22 protein-coding genes and 2 pseudogenes are annotated in these 19,548 nt (G+C 69.5%); 4 read left to right on the top strand and 20 right to left on the bottom strand.

Translation table 11 applies throughout. The features are described from left to right. On the bottom strand, nucleotides 1-629 hold a 629-nt coding region (locus tag A5624_RS16935; RefSeq protein WP_156749056.1), incomplete at its 3' end, for a hypothetical protein. Nucleotides 630-754: 125 nt separating this feature from the next. Next, the gene (locus A5624_RS16930; protein ID WP_066868416.1) at nucleotides 755-1,372 is read right to left on the bottom strand and encodes a carbonic anhydrase; all 618 of its coding nucleotides are present in this window, start codon (nucleotides 1,370-1,372) and stop codon (nucleotides 755-757) included. Nucleotides 1,373-1,387: 15 nt separating this feature from the next. Here A5624_RS16930 and A5624_RS16925 point away from each other — a divergent pair, with 15 nt between their 5' ends. After that, entirely contained in the window at nucleotides 1,388-2,287 is a 900-nt protein-coding gene (locus tag A5624_RS16925; protein ID WP_066868414.1) for an A/G-specific adenine glycosylase, read from the top strand. On the opposite strand, the gene A5624_RS16920 is transcribed toward A5624_RS16925, so the two are convergent. After that, nucleotides 2,270-3,025 (bottom strand): alpha/beta fold hydrolase, encoded by a 756-nt coding sequence (locus tag A5624_RS16920; protein ID WP_066868413.1) that lies wholly within the window; start codon nucleotides 3,023-3,025, stop codon nucleotides 2,270-2,272. The genes A5624_RS16925 and A5624_RS16920 overlap by 18 nt on opposite strands. A 63-nt stretch (nucleotides 3,026-3,088) precedes the next feature. On the opposite strand from A5624_RS16920, the gene mhuD reads away from it, so the two are divergent. Continuing rightward, nucleotides 3,089-3,409, top strand: coding sequence for a mycobilin-forming heme oxygenase MhuD (gene mhuD, locus A5624_RS16915; protein WP_007772332.1), 321 nt, complete (start codon nucleotides 3,089-3,091; stop codon nucleotides 3,407-3,409). Next, nucleotides 3,384-4,748, top strand: coding sequence for a serine hydrolase (locus A5624_RS16910; RefSeq protein WP_066868411.1), 1,365 nt, complete (start codon nucleotides 3,384-3,386; stop codon nucleotides 4,746-4,748). Before mhuD ends, A5624_RS16910 begins: the two co-directional genes overlap by 26 nt. 3 nt (nucleotides 4,749-4,751) lie before the next feature. Here the strand turns inward: A5624_RS16910 and A5624_RS16905 are convergent, their stop codons facing one another. The 17 genes and pseudogenes from A5624_RS16905 to A5624_RS27505 form a co-directional block, all read right to left on the bottom strand. Next, nucleotides 4,752-5,300 (bottom strand): histidine phosphatase family protein, encoded by a 549-nt coding sequence (locus A5624_RS16905; protein WP_066868408.1) that lies wholly within the window; start codon nucleotides 5,298-5,300, stop codon nucleotides 4,752-4,754. After that, nucleotides 5,297-6,082 carry a CbtA family protein gene (locus A5624_RS16900; RefSeq protein WP_066868406.1) on the bottom strand — a complete coding sequence of 262 codons (786 nt, stop codon included), beginning with the start codon at nucleotides 6,080-6,082 and terminating at the stop codon, nucleotides 5,297-5,299. The genes A5624_RS16905 and A5624_RS16900 overlap by 4 nt, the downstream gene beginning before the upstream one ends. A 9-nt stretch (nucleotides 6,083-6,091) precedes the next feature. Continuing rightward, complete coding sequence (locus tag A5624_RS16895) at nucleotides 6,092-6,307, bottom strand: CbtB domain-containing protein (RefSeq protein WP_066868405.1); 216 nt, start codon at nucleotides 6,305-6,307, stop codon at nucleotides 6,092-6,094. Between the two features lie 190 nt (nucleotides 6,308-6,497). Beyond that, on the bottom strand, nucleotides 6,498-9,044 hold the full coding sequence (gene clpC1 / locus A5624_RS16890; RefSeq protein ID WP_066868404.1) for an ATP-dependent protease ATP-binding subunit ClpC: 2,547 nt from the start codon (nucleotides 9,042-9,044) through the stop codon (nucleotides 6,498-6,500). A gap of 348 nt (nucleotides 9,045-9,392) precedes the next feature. Further along, nucleotides 9,393-9,731, bottom strand: a complete 339-nt coding sequence (lsr2, locus tag A5624_RS16885; protein WP_066868403.1) for a histone-like nucleoid-structuring protein Lsr2 — start codon at nucleotides 9,729-9,731, stop codon at nucleotides 9,393-9,395. Between the two features lie 128 nt (nucleotides 9,732-9,859). Beyond that, nucleotides 9,860-11,356: a lysine--tRNA ligase gene (lysS, locus tag A5624_RS16880; protein ID WP_066868402.1), complete on the bottom strand. Its 1,497-nt coding sequence runs from the start codon at nucleotides 11,354-11,356 to the stop codon at nucleotides 9,860-9,862. Nucleotides 11,357-11,399: 43 nt separating this feature from the next. Next, the gene (locus A5624_RS16875) at nucleotides 11,400-12,215 is read right to left on the bottom strand and encodes a type III pantothenate kinase (RefSeq protein ID WP_066868401.1); all 816 of its coding nucleotides are present in this window, start codon (nucleotides 12,213-12,215) and stop codon (nucleotides 11,400-11,402) included. 2 nt (nucleotides 12,216-12,217) lie between these two features. Continuing rightward, on the bottom strand, nucleotides 12,218-12,637 hold the full coding sequence (gene panD, locus A5624_RS16870) for an aspartate 1-decarboxylase (RefSeq protein ID WP_066868400.1): 420 nt from the start codon (nucleotides 12,635-12,637) through the stop codon (nucleotides 12,218-12,220). Beyond that, nucleotides 12,637-13,569: a pantoate--beta-alanine ligase gene (panC, locus tag A5624_RS16865; protein WP_066868397.1), complete on the bottom strand. Its 933-nt coding sequence runs from the start codon at nucleotides 13,567-13,569 to the stop codon at nucleotides 12,637-12,639. Before panC ends, panD begins: the two co-directional genes overlap by 1 nt. Beyond that, complete coding sequence (locus A5624_RS16860) at nucleotides 13,566-14,477, bottom strand: Rossmann-like and DUF2520 domain-containing protein (protein ID WP_066868395.1); 912 nt, start codon at nucleotides 14,475-14,477, stop codon at nucleotides 13,566-13,568. Before A5624_RS16860 ends, panC begins: the two co-directional genes overlap by 4 nt. A gap of 114 nt (nucleotides 14,478-14,591) precedes the next feature. Further along, entirely contained in the window at nucleotides 14,592-15,995 is a 1,404-nt protein-coding gene (locus A5624_RS16855) for a DUF6779 domain-containing protein (protein ID WP_066868393.1), read from the bottom strand. A gap of 74 nt (nucleotides 15,996-16,069) precedes the next feature. Next, a complete protein-coding gene (locus tag A5624_RS16850) occupies nucleotides 16,070-16,546 on the bottom strand; it encodes a DUF3180 domain-containing protein (RefSeq protein WP_066868391.1) in 477 nt (158 codons plus the stop codon). Beyond that, complete coding sequence (gene folK / locus A5624_RS16845; protein WP_066868390.1) at nucleotides 16,546-17,091, bottom strand: 2-amino-4-hydroxy-6-hydroxymethyldihydropteridine diphosphokinase; 546 nt, start codon at nucleotides 17,089-17,091, stop codon at nucleotides 16,546-16,548. The genes A5624_RS16850 and folK overlap by 1 nt, the downstream gene beginning before the upstream one ends. Then, nucleotides 17,088-17,489 (bottom strand): dihydroneopterin aldolase, encoded by a 402-nt coding sequence (gene folB, locus A5624_RS16840; RefSeq protein ID WP_066868388.1) that lies wholly within the window; start codon nucleotides 17,487-17,489, stop codon nucleotides 17,088-17,090. The genes folK and folB overlap by 4 nt, the downstream gene beginning before the upstream one ends. Next, entirely contained in the window at nucleotides 17,482-18,333 is an 852-nt protein-coding gene (folP, locus tag A5624_RS16835) for a dihydropteroate synthase (RefSeq protein WP_197518975.1), read from the bottom strand. Before folP ends, folB begins: the two co-directional genes overlap by 8 nt. Next, nucleotides 18,330-18,944 carry a GTP cyclohydrolase I FolE gene (gene folE / locus A5624_RS16830; RefSeq protein ID WP_066868383.1) on the bottom strand — a complete coding sequence of 205 codons (615 nt, stop codon included), beginning with the start codon at nucleotides 18,942-18,944 and terminating at the stop codon, nucleotides 18,330-18,332. The genes folP and folE overlap by 4 nt, the downstream gene beginning before the upstream one ends. Before the next feature lie 16 nt (nucleotides 18,945-18,960). Further along, nucleotides 18,961-19,488 (bottom strand): annotated as a pseudogene (locus tag A5624_RS27505) (cell division protein FtsH); the annotation flags it as partial. Here A5624_RS27505 and A5624_RS29535 point away from each other — a divergent pair. Further along, nucleotides 19,462-19,548, top strand: a pseudogene (locus A5624_RS29535) (hypothetical protein); the annotation flags it as partial. The pseudogenes A5624_RS27505 and A5624_RS29535 sit on opposite strands and share 27 nt — an antisense overlap.

The following is a 19,548-nucleotide window of genomic DNA, read 5'->3' as shown; positions in this document are numbered from 1 at the left end:
CGCGGCAGCGGGCAGTGCGGCGCCGAGCCCATGCCCGTCCACGTCACCGCGGTGGTCACCTGCTCGCCCGGGGTGAAGGTCTTGATCAGCGTCTCGTTGGACGGCGCGCAGTCCAGGTTCGACCACAGCCGCTTGTTGTCCAGCGAGTAGACGTAGGCCGCCAGCACCGCGGCGCCGACGTCGCGCTTGCAGGCCACCAGTCCGATGTTGGTGACGACCATGGTGAACTTCGGCTGGTCACCGATGAAGTACTGGGGCGCGTTGGTCAGGCCCTTGACCGCCAGCGTCGAGTCGGGGCAGTCGTCGCCCTCTTTGAGCACCGGCGGGGGCTGCACCGCGGCGGTGGGGGTGGGGGTCTCGGGGTTCTGTCCCTGCGCCGGCGGCACGGCCGGGGCGGGGCCCTCGGGTCCGGGCGGCGGGGGCGCCTGGGGCGCAGGCGATCCCGGCTTGTTGGCGGCGGCGCTGGCTTTGTCGGCGTTGGCGGGCTTGGCTCCCGCGCTGTTTCCCATGAAGGCGATGACGACGGCGGCCACGATCCCGATCACGACGACCGCGATACCAATGGCCAGGCCTCTGCGCCGCCAGTAGATCTCGGTGGGTAGCGGGCCACGCGGTTCCAGATCGAGCACGTTCGCAGCGTAGGCCCAGGTCACGTCGATTCGGCTGACCCGCCTCGGCGTGTCGCCCGGTTTGCTGGCCGACCGCCGTGTAGTAGCGGCCCGCCATCGGGGCGGCGGGCCGTATCCGCCGCTGGTTACTCGCCCAGGTCGCCGGCGTGGTCGGACAGCTCGGCCCGGCCGTCGGCGAGCTGATAGGTCACGCCGGCGATCGCCAGCGTGCCCGCGGCCAACCGCTCGGCGATGATCGTCGAGCGGGCCGCCAGCTGCGCGACGGTTTCGGCGACGTGCCGCTTCTCGAACTCGTCGACGCTGCTCAGGCCGTCGCGCCGGCCGACCAGGATGGACGGGGCCACCCGTTCCACCACGTCGCGCACGAAACCGCCGGGCACCGCGCCGTCATCGATCGCCCCCACGGCCGCCTTGACCGCGCCGCAGCCGGAATGGCCGACGACGACGACGAGCGGAACGTCGAGCACCGCGACGGCGTACTCGATGGAGCCCAATACCGCCGTGTCGATCGCCTGCCCGGCGGTGCGAACCACGAAGATGTCGCCCAGTCCCTGGTCGAAGAGCAGCTCGGCGGCCACCCGGCTGTCCGCACAGGCGAACACGGCCGCGATCGGCTGTTGGCCGGAGGCCAGACTCGCGCGACGCTCGACGCTTTGGTTCGGATGCTCGGGGCGGCCGGCGACGAATCGCTCGTTACCCTCTTTGAGTGTTTTCCATGCTGTTGCCGGAGTGGTGTTGGGCATGGCACACATTGTGCTGTGCCGCGGTTGCCCGTGACTAGCCGACCTCCAATCCCGGCGAATGAACTTCTGGGGTGGTACGACATCGCGCGCCGCGATCTGCCGTGGCGCGAGCCGGGGGTGAGCGCCTGGCAGATTCTGGTCAGCGAATTCATGCTGCAGCAGACGCCGGTGGCGCGGGTGTTGCCGATCTGGACGGACTGGGTGCAACGCTGGCCCACCGCGTCGGCCACGGCCGCGGCCAGCGCGGCCGACGTGCTGCGCGCGTGGGGCAAGCTGGGCTACCCGCGGCGGGCCAAGCGGTTACACGAGTGCGCGATCGTGATCGCCCGCGACTACGGCGACGAGGTTCCCGAGGACGTCGAGACCTTGCTGACGCTGCCCGGTGTCGGCAGTTACACCGCCCGGGCGATCGCCTGCTTCGCGTACCAGCAGCCGGTTCCGGTGGTGGACACCAACGTTCGCCGGGTGGTGGCGCGGGTGGTGCACGGCCTGGCCGACGCGGGCGCGCCGTCCGCGACGCGCGACCACGCCGACGTGTCGGCGCTGCTGCCCGCCGACGCCACGGCACCGAGGTTCTCCGTGGCGCTGATGGAGCTGGGCGCGACGGTGTGTACGGCGCGCGCGCCGCGTTGCGGGCTGTGCCCGCTGGGCAGCTGCGGGTGGCGAAGCGCCGGTTATCCGCCCGCGCAGGGGCCGGCCCGTCGCGTCCAGACCTACGCCGGAACCGACCGCCAGGTCCGCGGTCGGTTGATGGATGTGTTGCGCGCCAACGATTCTCCGGTGACCCGAGCCGAGCTGGATGTGGCGTGGCTGACCGACACCGCGCAGCGCGACCGGGCGCTGTATTCGCTGCTGGCCGACGGGCTGGTGACGCAGACGCGCGACGGGCGCTTCGCCCTAGCCGGCGAGGAATGACTCGACGGCCTGGCGGTACAGCTGCGGCGCTTCGTCGTGGATCAGGTGACCGGCCTGCGGGGCCTTCAAATATGTTGCACCGCTTGATATTTCCGCCATCTCTTGCATCTGGCCCGGCGGGGTGACGGAGTTGCCAGCCTCGATGAGCAGCGCGGGGGCGCGCACCGCGCGCCACTGTGCCCAGTAGTCGCGGGTGCCCCATTCCGCGGCGATCTCGATCCAGCGCGCGGTGTGACCATGCAGCCGCCAACCGGTTTCGGTCCGATCGAAGGCCTCCAGGAAATACTGGCCCGCGACGGGGCCGAACTCGGCGAAAACCCGCTCGGCGGAATCGAATTCGACCGGGAGGGCATGCAGCCACGGTTCCCAGGGGCCGGTGGTGCGGCCGCGGAAGTCCGGCGCCATGTCCTCGAGCACCAGGGCGGACACCAGTTCCGGGTGTTCGGCGGCCAAACACCACGAGTGCAGGGCGCCCATCGAATGCCCGACCATCCGCACCGGGCCGGCCAGCGTGCTCACCGCGTCGGCCAGATCGGCCACGAACCGTTCGGTGCTGATCGGGTGCGGATCGTCGACGTCGCGGCCCCGGTGCCACAACGCGTCGTAGGTGTAGACGGTGCCCAGCCCGGTCAGCCACGGCAGCTGGCGCGGCCAGGTGGTTCCCCGTCCCATCAGGCCGTGCACCAGCACCAGCGGGTCGCCCTCTCCCCCGTGGCAAGTCAACAGATCGCTGGGCATAGCACCATCTTGCGTGCACCGCCCAGGGCCCCGGCACCGGGATGGGCGGGGTAGCCTAGCGGCATGTCGCCAGTGGTGAAGATCAACGCAATCGAAGTACCCGCCGACGCCGGCCCGGAGCTGGAGAAGCGGTTCGCCCACCGGGCGCACGCCGTCGACAACCAGCCCGGCTTCCTCGGCTTTCAGCTGCTCCGCCCGATCAAGGGCGAGAACCGCTACTTCGTGGTGACCCAGTGGGAGTCCGAAGAGGCATTCCAGGCCTGGGCGCAGGGGCCCGCCATCGAAGCGCACTCCGGGGAGCGGGCGAAGCCGGTGGCCACCGGGGCCTCGCTGCTGGAATTCGAGGTTGTGATGGACGTTGCCGGCAACAAGCAGGCTGGCTAGCGGCTTATCGGCGCGGCGCCGCGCATTGACGGCGAGCGCGGCCGCCGCACTGGTAGTGACACTGGCGCCCGGTTGCGCCCCCAATCCGTCCCCGCAGGCCAACGCGGCCAATCCGGGGCGGCAGATCGACACCCGGACCCCACCCGGCGTCCGGGCCCAGCAGACGCTGGACATGCTCAACTCCGACTGGCCCATCGGCCCGGTCGGGGTCGGCACCCTCGCCGCACCCGACAAGGTCGAGTCGGTGGAGACCACCATGGAGGCGCTGTGGTGGGACCGTCCGTTCACCCTCGACGGCGTCGACCTGGGCGCGAGCGTGGCGACCCTGCACCTGACGTCGTCCTACGGTGCCCGGCAAGACATCCGGATCCACACCGACGACGGCGGTTATGTGGATCATTTCGACCTCGACACCCAGGCACCGACCATCAACTCGTGGCACGACATCGACGCGGTGCTGAGCAAGACCGGTGCGCGCTACTCCTATCAGGTCGCCAAGGTCGACGACGGGCGCTGCGAGCCGGTGGCGGGCACCAACACGCACCAATCTTTGCCGCTGGCATCCATTTTCAAGCTCTACGTGTTGCACGCGCTGGCGGGCGCGATCAAGGACGGCACGGTGTCCTGGGACGACCAGTTGACCGTGACCGAAAAGAGCCGGGCCGTGGGCTCGTCGGGATTGGCATTGCCTGCCGGAGCGCATGTTTCGGTGCGCACCGCCGCCGAGAAGATGATCGCCACCAGTGACAACATGGCCACCGACTTGCTGATCGGGCGGCTGGGCACGCACGCGATCGAGCAAGCGCTCGCCACGGCCGGCCATCACGACCCGGCCAGCATGACCCCGTTCCCCACCATGTACGAGCTGTTCTCCGTCGGCTGGGGCAGGCCCGACCTGCGCAACCAGTGGGAGCACGGGTCGCCACAGGTCCGCGGTCAGCTGCTCGAGCAGGCGAATTCGACGCCGTATGACCCTGATCCGATGCGCGCGCACTCGCCGGCGTCCTCCTACGGCGCGGAGTGGTACGGCAACGCCGAGGACATCTGCCGGGTTCACGCGGCGCTGCAGGCCGACGCGGTCGGCAAGGCCGCACCGGTGCGCGAGATCCTGTCCGCGGTCGCGGGTATCCAGCTCGACCACAACGTCTGGCCGTACATCGGCGCGAAAGCCGGTGGCCTGCCGGGTGATTTGACGTTCAGCTGGTATGCCGTCGATAAGACGCAGCAGCCGTGGGTGGTGAGCTTCCAGCTGAACTGGCCGCGCGATCACGGGCCCACCGTGACCAGCTGGATGCTCAAGATCGCCAAACAGGCCTTCGCGTTGATCGCCCCGCGCTGACTCTCACAACCGCAGCGTCCAACGGCCGTCCCGGAAATGCATGACGATGCGCCCGGCCGGCGCCACGTCGATGCGCCAAAACGACGCCGGGTCGGCGTCCAACGCCGCCACGACCGCCGCGCGGATCACCGCCGGATGGGTCACCGCTACCGTCCGTAATGGGTTGGGGATCAACGACTCCAACCAGTGCGACATCCGCGAGATCAGGTCGGCGATCGATTCACCGCCGTGCGGCGCGGCGCCCGGCCGGCTCAGCCACACCTCGAGTTCGGTGGGCGGCACGGCCGCAAGCGCCGCGCCACGCCAGCGTCCGCAGTCGAGATCGGCCAACCGTGGCTCGGTTTCGGCGTGCAGCCCAAGCAGTTTCGCGGTCTGCCCGGTGCGCCGCTCGGGCGCGACCAGCTGCCGCGGCGCGGCGGCGACGAGGCCGCCCACCGCTTCGACCTCGCGGCGGCCGATCGCGTTCAGCGGCTCGTCGGCGGGAAAACGCTTGTCGGCCATGGCATCGGTCATGCCATGCGACACCAGGGTCAGCCGGAGCACGTCGGTCACGCCGCGATGCTCGGCACCTGCTTCGTCCGCGCGCCGAGCAGGCGCCCGCTGATCGCCGCGAAGACCAGCCCGACGGCCGCCCACAACACCAGCTGGGTGGCCAGCGACAGCAGCCGGAACTCGTAGAGCACGTCGGCGGGAAATCCCGGATAGACGATGGTCCCCGCGGCGTCGCGCAGCGGCTCGGGAGTCTCGTCCACGCTCGGCAGCGCCACCGCCGCCACGACGACGGCCACCAGATACGCCGCGGCCGCCAGCAGGCCGGCGTTCCACCCGCCGAACCGCGCGGCGAGGCGCCGCGCCAGCCATACGGCGCCGATCGCCAGCGCCACCGAAACCGCCACCATCACCAGGTACCAGCCGGTGCGCGCCCCGATGGTGTCGGCCTGTCCGACCGCCGGCGGATTCGGCGGATACTTCACGAACGGCACCAGGTACACCGCCCCGAACGCGCCGGCCGCCAGCAGCAGCGAAAGCGCTTGCGGCCGAGCGGTTTCCGTGCGCGCATAGACCACGCTGAACAGCACGGCGAACAGCGCGCCCATGGCGAGGCCGAAGATCAGCACACCGAAGCCGAGCCCGGGGCCCGACTGCACACCGCGGGTGAACAACTCGGCGCCGTGCTCGTGCACGCCGTGCGCATTCTCGGCGTCGGTGCGGCCGTCTTCAAAAGCGATTGCGCGGCCGATGACGGGCTCGGCGCACAGGCGGGCGAAGACGAACGCCAGCACCGCGCCGACGGCACCCGCCAGCAGACCGCCCGCGATCAGGCGTTTCCCCACGAGATCGGGTCAGTGGCAGGGGAAGCCGAGCAGATGCCGCGCATCGTGCACGAACTCGTGCACGTGCGAGTCGCTGCCGAACAACGACACCGCCCCCTGGTCGACGCCGACGAAGTACAGCGCCAGCAGCGCGAGGAAGACGGTCGCCGCCAGCCAGAGCGCGGTGCTCGCCGCCGAAAGATCGATCGATCGGGTGCGGCTGCCGGTGAGCTGCGGGTGGGACACAATCGGCTCCTTCTGGGGATAACGCGTCCCCGCTGGGTGTGACGAGTCTCGGGTCTGACTGTGGACAGTGGCGCGACCGTTCTGGACTTTCACCAGATTCCGTGACACGTCGATGACAACGGTCAGTGTAGGGCGCAGCGAAAACGGGCGGTAGTCCGCGTAGGAGTTACCGCCCGTTTTCTGTTGACTGCTACTGCGCGTCCGGCCCCGGGTCCGCGGCGCTGTGCGCCCCCGCCTTGGCCAGGTCCGGCTCGGCCGGCGGCTTGCGGGTGCCGGTGAAGGTGAACTTTGCGTCCTCGCCGGCGCTTTCGCCGTCCCAGTCGTCGACGTCGACCGTGACGACCTGGCCCGGACCGACCTCCTCGAAGAGGATCTTCTCCGACAGCTGGTCCTCGATCTCGCGCTGGATGGTGCGCCGCAGCGGGCGGGCACCCAGCACCGGGTCGAAGCCGCGCTTGGCCAGCAACGCCTTGGCCTTGTCCGTCAGCTCGAGGGCCATGTCCTTGCTCTTGAGCTGGGTCGCGACGCGGTTGATCATCAGGTCGACCATCTTGATGATCTCGTCCTTGGTCAGCTGGTGGAAGACGATGATGTCGTCGATGCGGTTGAGGAACTCCGGGCGGAAGTGCTTCTTCAGCTCGTCGTTGACCTTCTGCTTCATCCGCTCGTAGTTGTTCTCACCGCCACCCTGGGTGAAGCCGAGGCCCACCGGCTTGGAGATGTCGCCGGTGCCGAGGTTCGAGGTGAAGATCAGCACGGTGTTCTTGAAGTCGACCGTGCGGCCCTGACCGTCGGTGAGCCGGCCGTCCTCGAGGACCTGCAACAGGCTGTTGTAGATCTCCTGGTGGGCCTTCTCGATCTCGTCGAACAGCACCACCGAGAACGGCTTGCGCCGCACCTTCTCGGTGAGCTGGCCGCCCTCCTCGTAGCCGACGTATCCCGGCGGGGCGCCGAACAACCGCGACGCGGTGAACCGGTCGTGGAACTCACCCATGTCGATCTGGATGAGCGCGTCGTCGTCGCCGAACAGGAAGTTGGCCAGTGCCTTGGACAGCTCGGTCTTACCGACACCGGACGGGCCGGCGAAGATGAACGAACCCGACGGGCGCTTGGGGTCTTTCAGCCCGGCCCGGGTGCGGCGGATCGCCTTGGAGACGGCCTTGACGGCGTCCTCCTGGCCGATGATCCGCTTGTGCAGCTCATCCTCCATGCGCAGCAGGCGGGTGGTCTCGGCCTCGGTGAGCTTGAACACCGGGATGCCGGTCCAGTTGCCCAGCACCTCGGCGATCTGCTCGTCGTCGACCTCGGCGACCACGTCGAGATCGCCCGAGCGCCACTGCTTTTCGCGCTCGGCGCGCTGGCCCACCAGTTGCTTCTCGCGGTCGCGCAGGCTCGCGGCCTTCTCGAAGTCCTGGGCGTCGATCGCCGATTCCTTCTCCCGGCGCGCCTCGGCGATCTTCTCGTCGAACTCGCGCAGGTCTGGCGGCGCGGTCATCCGGCGGATCCGCATCCGCGCCCCGGCCTCGTCGATCAGGTCGATCGCCTTGTCGGGCAGGAACCGGTCGTTGATGTACCGGTCGGCCAGGGTGGCCGCGGCCACCATCGCGCCGTCGGTGATCGACACCCGGTGATGCGCCTCGTAACGGTCACGCAGACCCTTGAGGATCTCGATGGTGTGCTCGACGGTCGGCTCGCCCACCTGCACGGGCTGGAAGCGGCGCTCCAGGGCGGCGTCCTTCTCGATGTACTTGCGGTACTCGTCGAGCGTGGTGGCACCGATGGTCTGCAGCTCGCCGCGGGCCAGCTTGGGCTTGAGGATGCTCGCGGCGTCGATCGCGCCCTCGGCGGCGCCGGCACCCACCAGGGTGTGCAGCTCGTCGATGAACAGGATGATGTCGCCGCGGGTGTTGATCTCCTTGAGCACCTTCTTCAGGCGCTCCTCGAAGTCACCGCGGTAGCGGCTGCCCGCCACCAGCGAACCCAGGTCGAGGGTGTAGAGCTGCTTGTCCTTCAGGGTCTCCGGGACCTGGCCGTGCACGATCGCCTGCGCCAAGCCCTCGACGACGGCGGTCTTACCGACGCCCGGCTCGCCGATCAGCACCGGGTTGTTCTTGGTGCGCCGGCTCAGCACCTGCATCACCCGCTCGATTTCCTTCTCGCGGCCGATGACCGGGTCGAGCTTGCCCTCCATCGCGGCGGCGGTCAGGTTGCGGCCGAACTGGTCGAGCACCAACGACGTGGACGGGCTGCCGGATTCGCCGCCGCGGCCACCGGTGCCGGCCTCCGCGGCTTCCTTGCCCTGGTAGCCGCTCAGCAGCTGGATCACCTGCTGGCGCACCCGGGTCAGTTCGGCGCCGAGCTTCACCAGCACCTGCGCGGCCACGCCCTCGCCCTCGCGGATCAGCCCCAGCAAAATGTGCTCGGTGCCGATGTAATTGTGGCCGAGCTGCAGCGCCTCCCGCAGGCTCAGCTCCAGAACCTTCTTGGCGCGCGGGGTGAACGGGATGTGCCCGGACGGGGCCTGCTGGCCCTGGCCGATGATTTCCTCGACCTGGCTGCGGACGCCCTCGAGCGAGATGCCCAGCGACTCCAGCGACTTCGCTGCGACGCCTTCACCTTCGTGGATCAAACCCAGCAGGATGTGCTCGGTGCCGATGTAGTTGTGGTTGAGCATCCGGGCTTCTTCTTGCGCCAAGACGACGACCCGCCGTGCTCGGTCGGTGAATCTTTCAAACATCGGGTTACCTGCTCTCCCTCAACATCGGTACAAACTGGTTAGCGGCCGTTCGAGCAATCCTGCCGGTCTCCTGTGGCCGGAATCGCGTACCTGCCTCCACTGTAATGGTCGGCTTGCCGGCGGGCCTAACCTTGCCGGCGCCTTCTTCGCTGCGGAGCCGCCCGGTCTTCCGGTGCCCTTTCCAGGGCCGATCTCACCTGCGACTGCCTGCGGCGTTGCGCGCCGTAACTGAAGAAACGTCGCGCACTTCCAATTCGTTTCCCAAGCCGCCCGACTATTGTTTCGCGCCCAGCGAAATGACAAACCGGCGCCCAGGCTCGAAGGCCCGGGCGCCGGTCGGTACGGCTGCTACGTCGCCGCGTGGAATGCGTCGATCACGTCGGCCGGGATGCGCCCGCGCGTCGACACGTTGTGCCCGTTGCGGCGAGCCCAGTCGCGGATGGCCGCGCTCTGCTCGCGGTCGATCGCGCCGCGCCCGCGGCCCGAGCCGGAACGCCCGCGCCGGCGGCCGCCGACGCGTCGGCCGGCCTCCACCCATTGCTTGAGATCGCCGCGCAGTTTCGCGGCATTCTTGGACGAAAGATCAATCTCGTAGGTCACCCCGTCAAGCCCGAATTCCACCGTTTCGTCGGCCGCGCCGGCACCGTCGAAATCATCGACCAAGGTGACGGTCACTTTTTTTGCCATTGGCTTACCCTCGCATTTCGTCCTGTGCGGATACTGAGCAGATTGGATCGGACCTCCCCGGTCACCAATCTGCCATAACAGCGAAGCATACTCAATCTGTACGGAAGCCGCACAGTTGAAACTTTGAACTACGACTGCGGCCGAACAATCGGGAACAAAACTGTCTCTCGAATTGACAGACCGGTCAATGTCATCAACAACCTGTCGATACCCATTCCCGTTCCCGTGCATGGGGGCATCGCGTACTCGAGTGCGGCGAGGAAATCCTCGTCGAGCACCATGGCTTCGTCGTCGCCCGCGGCGGCAGCACGCGCTTGCGCCGCGAACCTCTCGCGCTGCACGACCGGATCGTTCAGCTCGGAGTACCCGGTGGCCAGCTCGACGCCACGCACATACAGGTCCCACTTCTCGGTGACGCCCGCGGTGCTGCGGTGCTGGCGCGTCAAAGGCGTTGTCTCGACCGGGAAATCCCGCACAAACGTCGGGGCGACGAGCTCGTTGCCCACCGTGTGCTCCCAGAGTTCCTCGACGATTTTTCCGTGCCCGTAACCCCGGTCGCGGGGGATCTCGACGCCGAGCCGGTCGGCGATGCCGAGCAGTTCTTCGACGGAGGTCCCCGGCGTGATCTCGTCACCGAGTGCCGCGGACAACGACGGGTACATTTCTATGGAAGCCCATTCTCCGTCTATGTCGTAGACACTGCCGTCGGGCAGCGGGAGTTGTCGGGTTCCGATCGCCTCATCGGCCACCTCTTGAATAAGCTCGCGCGTCACTACTGCCGAATCGTCATAGGTGCCGTACGCCTGGTAGGTCTCCAGCATGGAGAATTCGGGAGAATGCGTTGAATCCGCACCTTCGTTTCTGAACACGCGATTAAGTTCGAAAACTCTGTCGAAACCGCCGACGACGCACCGCTTGAGGAACAGTTCCGGTGCGATCCTCAAGTAGAGATCGATGTCGAGCGCATTGGAATGCGTGATGAAGGGCCGCGCCGCCGCGCCACCGGCCAGCGTCTGCAACATTGGGGTTTCGACTTCGAGAAACCCGCGCCGGTCCAGCGCGTTGCGGATCGCGCGGATGACGGCGATCCGCTGCCGGGCCACCGTGCGGGCCTGCGGGCGCACGATCAGGTCGACGTAGCGCTGCCGTACCCGCGCCTCTTCGCTCATGTCCTTGTGCGCGACGGGCAGCGGACGCAACGACTTGGACGCCATCTGCCAGGAGTCGGCCAGCACGGACAATTCGCCGCGCCGTGAGCTGATCACGTTGCCGTGCACGTAGACGATGTCGCCCAGGTCGACGTCGGCCTTCCACGCGTCCAGGGATTGCCGGCCGACCTTGTCGAGGCTGATCATCACCTGCAGGCTGGTTCCGTCGCCCTCCTGCAGTGTGGCGAAGCAGAGTTTGCCGGAGTTGCGGGCAAAGATCACCCGGCCGGCGACGCCGACGACGTCGTCGGTCGCGGTGTCCACCGGCAGGTCGGGGTGGGCGGCGCGGACTTGCGCCAGCGTGTGGGTGCGTTCGACGGCGACCGGGTAGGGGTCGTGGCCTTCGGCGAGCAGCCGAGCGCGCTTATCCCGGCGGATGCGGTACTGCTCGGGAATGTCTAGGTCGTCGGCACTCACGACGTGCCAGCTTAAAGGACCGGGCTTTGAGGGCGCGGTGCCGTCAGCGTGCGGTCTTGAGCCGGCCGCGCTGGGCGTCGCGGTTGCGTTCGAAGATCAGCCGCAGGCCGTCCAGCGTCAGGTGCTTCTCGTAGTGGCTGACCGTCTGCAGTTCGGGCAGCAGCAGCGGCGCGGTATGGCCCGTGGCGACGATCGCGACGTCGTCGCCGGCAAAGCCCTCCACATCCTCGCGAATCCGCCCGACCAGACCGTCCACCAGCCCGGCGAACCCGAACACCGCACCGGCCTGCATGCACTCGACGGTGTTCTTGCCGACCACCGAACGGGGCCGGGTCAGCTCCACCCGGCGCAGCGCCGCCGAGCGGGCCGCGGCGGCGTCGGAGGACACCTGCAATCCGGGCGCGATCGCCCCACCGAGGAATTCGCCCTTGGCCGACACGACGTCCACACAGATCGAGGATCCGAAGTCGATGACGATGGCCGGGCTGTTGAAGCGATGAAAGGCGGCCAGGCAGTTGACGATTCGGTCGGCGCCGACTTCCTTAGGGTTGTCGACCAGCAGCGGGATGCCGGTACGCACCCCGGGTTCGATCAACACGTGGGGCACCGACGGCCAGTACTGGTCGAGCATCAGCCGCACCTCGTGCAGCACCGAGGGGACGGTCGACAGCGCCGCGGCTCCGGTGAGCCGTTCGGAGTCGTCGCCGATGAGTCCGTCGATCGTCAGCGCCAGTTCGTCGGCGGTGATCTCGGCTTCGGTGCGAATCCGCCACTGCTGCACGACCTTTGCGTGCTCTTTGGATCCCGAGATCAGCCCGACGACGGTGTGGGTGTTACGGACGTCGATCGCCAGCAGCACGGCTACCGCGCAACGATCCGGGGATCCAGCAGCTCGGCCGCGTCAGCGGGCACGAACGCCGGATCGTGGCCGAGGTCGATCGGCTTGTTGTCGGCGTCGACGAAGACGATCCGCGGCTGGTACACCCGCGCCTCGGCCTCTTCCATGGTGCCGTAAGCGATCAGAATAACCAGGTCGCCCGGGTGCACGAGATGCGCTGCGGCACCGTTGATTCCAATCACCCCGCTGCCGCGTTCGCCCGTGATCGCATAGGTGACCAGCCGGGCGCCGTTGTCGATGTCGACGATGGTCACCTGTTCGCCCTCGAGCAGGTCCGCGGCGTCCATCAGATCGGCGTCGATGGTCACCGAGCCGACGTAGTGCAGGTCGGCCTGCGTGACCGTGGCCCGGTGGATCTTCGACTTGAGCATCGTCCGTAGCATCAATTCCTCCAAGGTGATTGGGCGTAGTGTCCGTCCGGCCCAGCGGTGCCGGCGGGTGTTTCGATCTGCAGTTCGATGTTGTCCAACAGCCTGGTGGTGCCCAGCCGGGCCGCGACCAGCAGCCGGGCCGAGCCGTGGGCGGGCGTCGGGCCCAGGCCGGCGTCGCGCAGCTCCAGGTAGTCCACGGTGAGGTCGGGCACGGCGTCGAGCACCGCGCGGGCCGCGGCCAGTGCGGCCGCACCGCCGTGGTGAGCGGCGTGCGCACCGGCGGTCAGCGCCGCCGAAAGCGTCACGGCCAGTTCCCGTTGGGTGGGGTTTAGGTAGCGGTTGCGCGACGACATCGCCAGGCCGTCGGACTCCCGGACCGTCGGCACCCCCACGACCTGCGTGTCGATGTTGAGGTCGGCGGCCATCTGGCGGATCATCACCAGCTGCTGATAGTCCTTCTCGCCGAAGAAGATCCGGTCCGGGCGCACGATCTGCAGCAGCTTGCACACCACGGTCAGCACGCCCGCGAAATGGGTGGGCCGCGCCCCGCCCTCGAGCTCGGCGGCCAGCGGTCCGGGCTGCACGGTGGTGCGTAGCCCATCGGGATACATCGCGGCGGCCGTTGGGGCGAAGACGATTTCGACGCCCTCGGCACGCAGCAGGGCGACGTCGTCATCCAGGGTCCGCGGGTAGGCGTCGAGGTCCTCGCCGGCGCCGAACTGCAGCGGGTTGACGAAGATCGATACGACCACCACCGCACCGGGCACCCGTTTGGCCGCGCGCACCAATGCCAGGTGCCCGTCGTGCAGCGCGCCCATGGTGGGCACCAGCATGACCCGGCGCCCGGTGTGGCGCAGGGCCCGGCTGACCTCGGTGACATCGCGCGGGGCGGAATAGACGTTGAGTTCACCCGCCGTGAAGGCGGGCGGCCTGCCGGGGCTCATGGCGAGAGCACCTCCACGACGTCGCGGGGGGCGTGCGCGCGCTGGGCGGTCCGCAGGGCGTTCACCCGGTAGGCCTGCGCCAGTTCCGGGGAGACCTCGGTCAGCGCGGCCAGATGCCCGGCGACCGCGGCCGCGTCGCCACGGGCGACCGGGCCGGTCAGCGCGGCCTGCCCGCGCTGCAGGGTGTTCTCCAGCGCGGCCCGGGCCAGCGGCCCGATGATGCGTTCGGCGATGCCGCCCGGCTGGTCGTCGACCGTCTGTTGGCCGAGCAGTTCACTGCCGCGCAGGGCGGCGCGCAGCGCGTCGAGCGCGTCGGCGACCACGGTCACGATGTGGTTGCCGGCATGGGCCAGCGCGGCGTGGTACAGAACGCGCGCATCCTCGGCCACGCAGAACGGTTCCCCGCCCATCTCCAGGACCAGCGATTGCCCGATCGCGTAGCCGACCTCGTCGGCCGCGGTGACGCCGAAGCAGGAATCCGCCAGCCGGCTGATGTCCTCGTCGGAGCCGGTGAATGTCATCGCCGGGTGGATCGCCAGCGGGATGCAGCCGTCCCGGGCCAGCGGCTCGAGAATGCCGATCCCGTTGGCGCCGGACGTGTGGACCACGATGGTTCCGGGCCGCACCGCCGACGTCGCCGCCAGCCCGGACACCAGCCCGGCGAGCTCGCTGTCGGGCACCGCGAGCAGCAACAGCTCGGCACCGGCGGCCACCTCCGGCGGCGCCGCCACCGGGGTGTCGGGCAGCCGGCGCTCGGCGCGCTGCCGGGACGCACGGGAGATGGCGCTACACGCCACCACGACGTGGTCCGCGCGCTCCAGCGCGACACCGAGGGCGGTGCCGACCCGGCCGGCCGAGATGATTCCCACCTTGAGCCGAGCCGGGCGCAGACCGTCGAACTGCACCATCGCAGACGACCTCACAGAATCTTGTTTCGTTCCGGTCCCACCTGGTGGGTACCGTTCGGTCAGTACGACTGTAGTCGATTACCAGGCGTTACCCAATGTGAGGAAGCTCCCAGCTCAGCTCTCGCGGCGGCGGCGCCGGCCTCCTTCGGAGGGCTGCACCTGCAGGCGGGCCAGCAGGTCGGCGACCGACTGACCACCCGTCGAGCTGCCTTCGCCGGCGCCGTCGGGGCCGTCTTGCTGGGGGTCGCCGCCGTGCCGGGGCGCCTGCTCGGGTGCCGGCGGCGGCGCCAGCCGCGGGGGCGGGGGCGCAGCGGCGGACGGGCCCGGTTGCGCCGGGGGCGGTGGCGGGGACGGCGTCGCGGCGGCCGGTGGGGACACGACCGGGGCCTCGTCGCCGGGCAAGGAATTGCGGGCGCCGTAGTCGCGGTACTCCGCGGAGTGACGCGACCGCGCCCGGCGACCGGAGTCGCCGTACGGCGCAGGCGGGACCGGCTCGACGGGCATCCCATCCCAGGCGTCGTCGACGCCCGAATGCCGGGCGCGCCGCCGTCCGCCGGCCGATTCGCCCGGCGAATCACCGCCGACCCAATTGCTGCCCGGCGTGCCGGGTGGCAACCACAGCCCTCCCGCGGCGGCCGGCTGCCAGCCCTGGCCCGGCCAGTGCGCCTGCGGCTGCCGTTGGGGTTCCGGCGCCGGTTCGGGCTGCGGCTCCGGTTGGAACTGCGCCGCCGGCGGCGATGACGGTTGCTGACGCGGCTCGAACCGTTGTTCCGCCGGTCGCGCGTACGCGGACTCCTCGGCGTATGCGGCCTGCTCGGCGTACGCCGGATCCGGCGCCGGTTCGTACTGGTTGCGGACCCGTTCGCGCCGGGGCGGCGGCTGCTGGCGAGGCGGGATCAGCGGTTCTTCGGGCACGTCGATGATGGCGTCGTCGCGGTTGTCCTGCGGCACCGACGTCACGCGGTCGCTGGACACCCAGTCGACGGGGTTGTCGCGCGGGTTTTCGCCGTTGCGATCCCACTCGCTGTACGCGCGCTCCGGCTGCGGCTCGGCCTCGGGCGTTCCCCCGAGGGCCGGGCGCTGCGCCAGATCGGTGTCGAACAGGATTTCCAGGCTGGTCCGCAGGGCGGACAGTTCCGCACGCAACTCGGCCAGATCGTCGGCGGCCTGGGCGCGCAGCTCGGAGGCCAGCTCGCGGCGCAGCTGCGACTCCACGGTCAGTTCGTATTCGCGCCGGGCCGAGATCTCCCGGTCCAGCTGCAGGTCGTAGACCAGCTTGAGGTCGCGGACCCGGGACTGATCGGCGTCGCTTTGGCGTCGATAGAGCACGGAAACGAAGGCGCCGGCGACTGCGGCCCACAGCGCCAGGATTACAGCGAGCTTGAGAAGTTCCACCCGATTGGTGAAAACCAATGCGGAGCTGGCCCCCATCGCGAGGACCAGCAACGCGGTCAAGAGCACCCACCCCGGCCTGCGGCCGCCGCGCCGCACCCGGGCGCCGCGGGACAGAACGGTCATGGCCTGAGAGTACCTGCGGGAGGTCAATCCGCGTGTCGCGTGCCTCCGGCGATTCTCACCCGGGCTTGCCAGTGCTAGCTTTCCGCGCCCTCGCCGTGCTCGGTCGGATCCTGCGGTGACTTGCAGCAATGTTGCAGCCACAGCGCGGCAACGAGCAGCGCCAGCGCGCTGACGGCCGCGACCACGGTCCCCGTGGTGTCCTCGGCGGCCGCCCGCAACCACGATTTGCGGGGCAGGAAGTACACCAGGATGCCGACCCACCAGCCCAGCATCAACGCGCCGACCCAGGCCGAGGCCTTGGCGACCATCAGGCTGCGCGCCACCGCGAGCGGATGCAGCCAGCCCGGGCCGGAGCCGATCTCGCCCTCGCTGATCTTCGCCCGGACGTAGCGTGCCCACAGCGCCTCGACGACGGCCACCGCCAGCAGCGACAGGCCGGTCCACACGGTGATCGGCGGAAACCACCGGTATAGCCCCTTGACCAGCAGGTATCCCACCACGGCGGTGCCCACCACCGCGGCGGTCAGGTCACGCTTGCGGGTGGGTCCCATCAGGTCGTCGGCCCCCGATCGGCCGGCTTCCCGTTCGGCCGCAGGGTCAGGTCGGTCGGCCGGACGCCGTCCCGGTCGGCCGCTTCCAGCTGGCCGAGCAGGCCCGCGACCGGCTGCGGACCATCGGCCAGGGTCAGCCGCGCGTCCGGCTCGACGTCCAGCCAGGGAATGAGTACGAATGCCCGGAGGTGGGCCAGCGGGTGCGGCAGCGTCAGGTTGTTCTCCCGGGAGATCACCTCGGTCGGGCCGTAGCAGGCGATCAGGTCGACGTCGAGGGTGCGCGGCCCCCAGCGCTCCCCGCGCACGCGGCCCGCCGCCCGCTCGAATTCCTGCGCGCGGCGCAGCCAGGCCTGCCCGTCCCGGGACGGGTCGTCGGCGATCACCACCGCGTTGAGGAACGGCGCCTGATCCACCCGGCCCCAGGGGTCGGTCTCGTACACCGGTGACACTGCGCGCACCGTCTCCCCCAGCCGGTCGACGACGGACTGCAACCGGGCCAGCCGGTCGCCCAGGTTCGAGCCGATCGACAGCACCACGCGTGTCATAGGGCCCCGCCCGCCGGAACCACCGAACCGCGGCCGCCGCGGCGCGACCGCCGCACCACCACGGCGACGTCGGCGAACTGCTGCGGGATCGGAGCCTGCGGCTTGTGCACCACCACCTCGACGGCGTGCACGCGCTCGTCGTCCATCACCTGGTCGGCGATCTGGGCGCCGACCGTCTCGATCAGGTTGCGCGCGGGCCCGGCCACCACGTCGGCGGCCAGCCGGGCCAGCGCCGCGTAGTCATAGGTGTCGGCCAGTTCGTCGCTGGCGGCGGCGCCGGCGAGGTCGATCCACACCGTGATGTCGACGACGAAGTCCTGACCGTTGGCACGCTCGTGGTCGAACACCCCGTGTTGTCCGCGAACCGTCAAGCCGCGCAATTCGATTCGATCAGCCATTGTCTCCAGCCAGTTCCGTGTGCGACCCGCCGGTCCAGGCCGCTACGACCTTGAGGGCATCGACCGTGGCGCGCACGTCGTGCACCCGCACCCCCCAGGCGCCGTGCAGGGCGGCCAGCGCCGACACCACCGCGGTGGCCGTCTCGCGCCCGTCGGGCGGTCGCGGCGCACCGTCGACCCCGGCTAACAACGTACCGAGGAACCGTTTGCGCGACGCACCCAGCAGCACCGGGATGCCGGTGGCGACCAGCTGCGGCAGGGCATGCAGCAGCGCCCAATTGTGTTGTCCCGTCTTGGCGAACCCCAATCCGGGATCGATCATCAACTTGTCGGGGTCGACACCGGCGGACACCGCGGCGTCGACGCTGGCCAGCAGCTCGTCGCGCACCTCGCCCACCACGTCGCGGTACTGCGGCGCCGCGTGCGGGCGCTCGGCCGACACCGATCGCCAATGCATCAGCACCCACGGCACTTTCGCGTCGGCCAGCAGGGGCGCCATCGCGGGATCGGCACGGCCGCCGGACACGTCGTTGACGATGCGCGCTCCGCCGCACAGCGCCGCGCGCGCGACATCGGCGTGCATGGTGTCGATGCTGACAGTGATCCCTTGAGCCGCAAGCGCTTTGACGACGGGTATAACCCGGGCGGTTTCGACCCCGGGGTCGATCCGCGTGGCGCCGGGCCGGGTCGACTCTCCCCCGACGTCGACGATGTCGGCGCCGTCGGCGACCAAGGCCAACCCGTGCGCCACCGCCTTGTCGGGATCGAGGTAGCGGCCGCCGTCGGAGAACGAATCGTCAGTGACGTTCAGAACTCCCATTACCTGCACGGGCGCCAGACTCACTTACGCAGGATCAGGTCGAGCGCCTCCGCTCGAGAAGCCGCGTTGGTTTTGAACAGGCCGCGCACCGCCGAGGTGGTCGTAACCGCTCCGGGCTTACGCACACCGCGCATCGCCATGCACAGGTGTTCGGCCTCGACCACGACGATCACGCCACGCGGGTTGAGCTTTTTCACCAGGGCGTCGGCGATCTGGCTGGTGAGCCGCTCCTGCACCTGGGGCCGCTTCGAGTACAGGTCGACCAGTCGGGCGATCTTCGACAGGCCGGTGACCCGGCCGTCGTTGCCCGGGATGTAGCCGACGTGGGCCACACCGTGGAACGCCACCAGGTGGTGCTCACACGTGGAGTACAGCGGAATCTCCTTGACCAGCACCAGTTCGTCGTGCTCCTCGTCGAACATGGTGTTCAGCACGCTGTCGGGATCGGTGTAGAGCCCGGCGAACATCTCGCGGTAGGCGCGCGCGACGCGGGCCGGTGTCTCGCGCAGGCCGTCGCGGTCGGGGTCTTCGCCGATCGCGTGCAGCAACTCGCGGACCGCAGCCTCGGCGCGCTCCTGATCGAACGCGCGCGTCGCGGGCACCGCGGTATCCGCCCCCAAACCGCGTAAGGCCATCGAATCCTCCGTTTGCTCAGCCGTGAGCCGGCGGGTTGGACCGGCTCACGTCGTCATCCTGCCGGTCCGGCGACCCACCCTCCGGGGCGGGTTGGCCGGGCGGCGGATACGGCGGATACGGCGGGTACGACGGGTGCGCCTGACCCGGGTGACCCGCTCCACCCTGCTGACCGGGATAACTTTGCTGACCGCCGGGATGGCCTTGCGGTCCCGGATAGCCCTGGGGGCCCGGGTAACCGCGCGGCGGTTGCTGCCAATAGGGCTGCTGCTGCCCGGGCTGCGGATGCCAGTAAGTCGGCTGTTGTTGCTGCGGCGGCCAGCCGGGCGCGCGCCAGCCGGCGGGGGCCCCGTAGTCGGGCTGGGTGGGACCCTGCGGATCGCCCTGCCGATTACCGCCACCCTGAGCGCCATGAGAACCGTTGCCGCCGTTGGCGTTTCGATCGGCATCCAGCCGCGCGGCGGCGGCCGCCTCGCTGGCCCGGGCGATGGCCGCCTTGAAGGCCGGCTCGGGGGTCGGCGGCGGCCACGGCTCACCATGTTCGACGACTTCGGCGGCCGTATCCCGTCGGACAAACCGCCGATCAAGACGCCCGGCGAGCTGGCC

Source organism: Mycobacterium sp. 1482292.6 (assembly GCF_001672995.1).
GTDB lineage: Bacteria > Actinomycetota > Actinomycetes > Mycobacteriales > Mycobacteriaceae > Mycobacterium > Mycobacterium europaeum_A.
The sequence above is the reverse complement of the archived record's forward strand: the minus strand, read 5'-3'. Positions and strand labels throughout refer to the sequence as shown.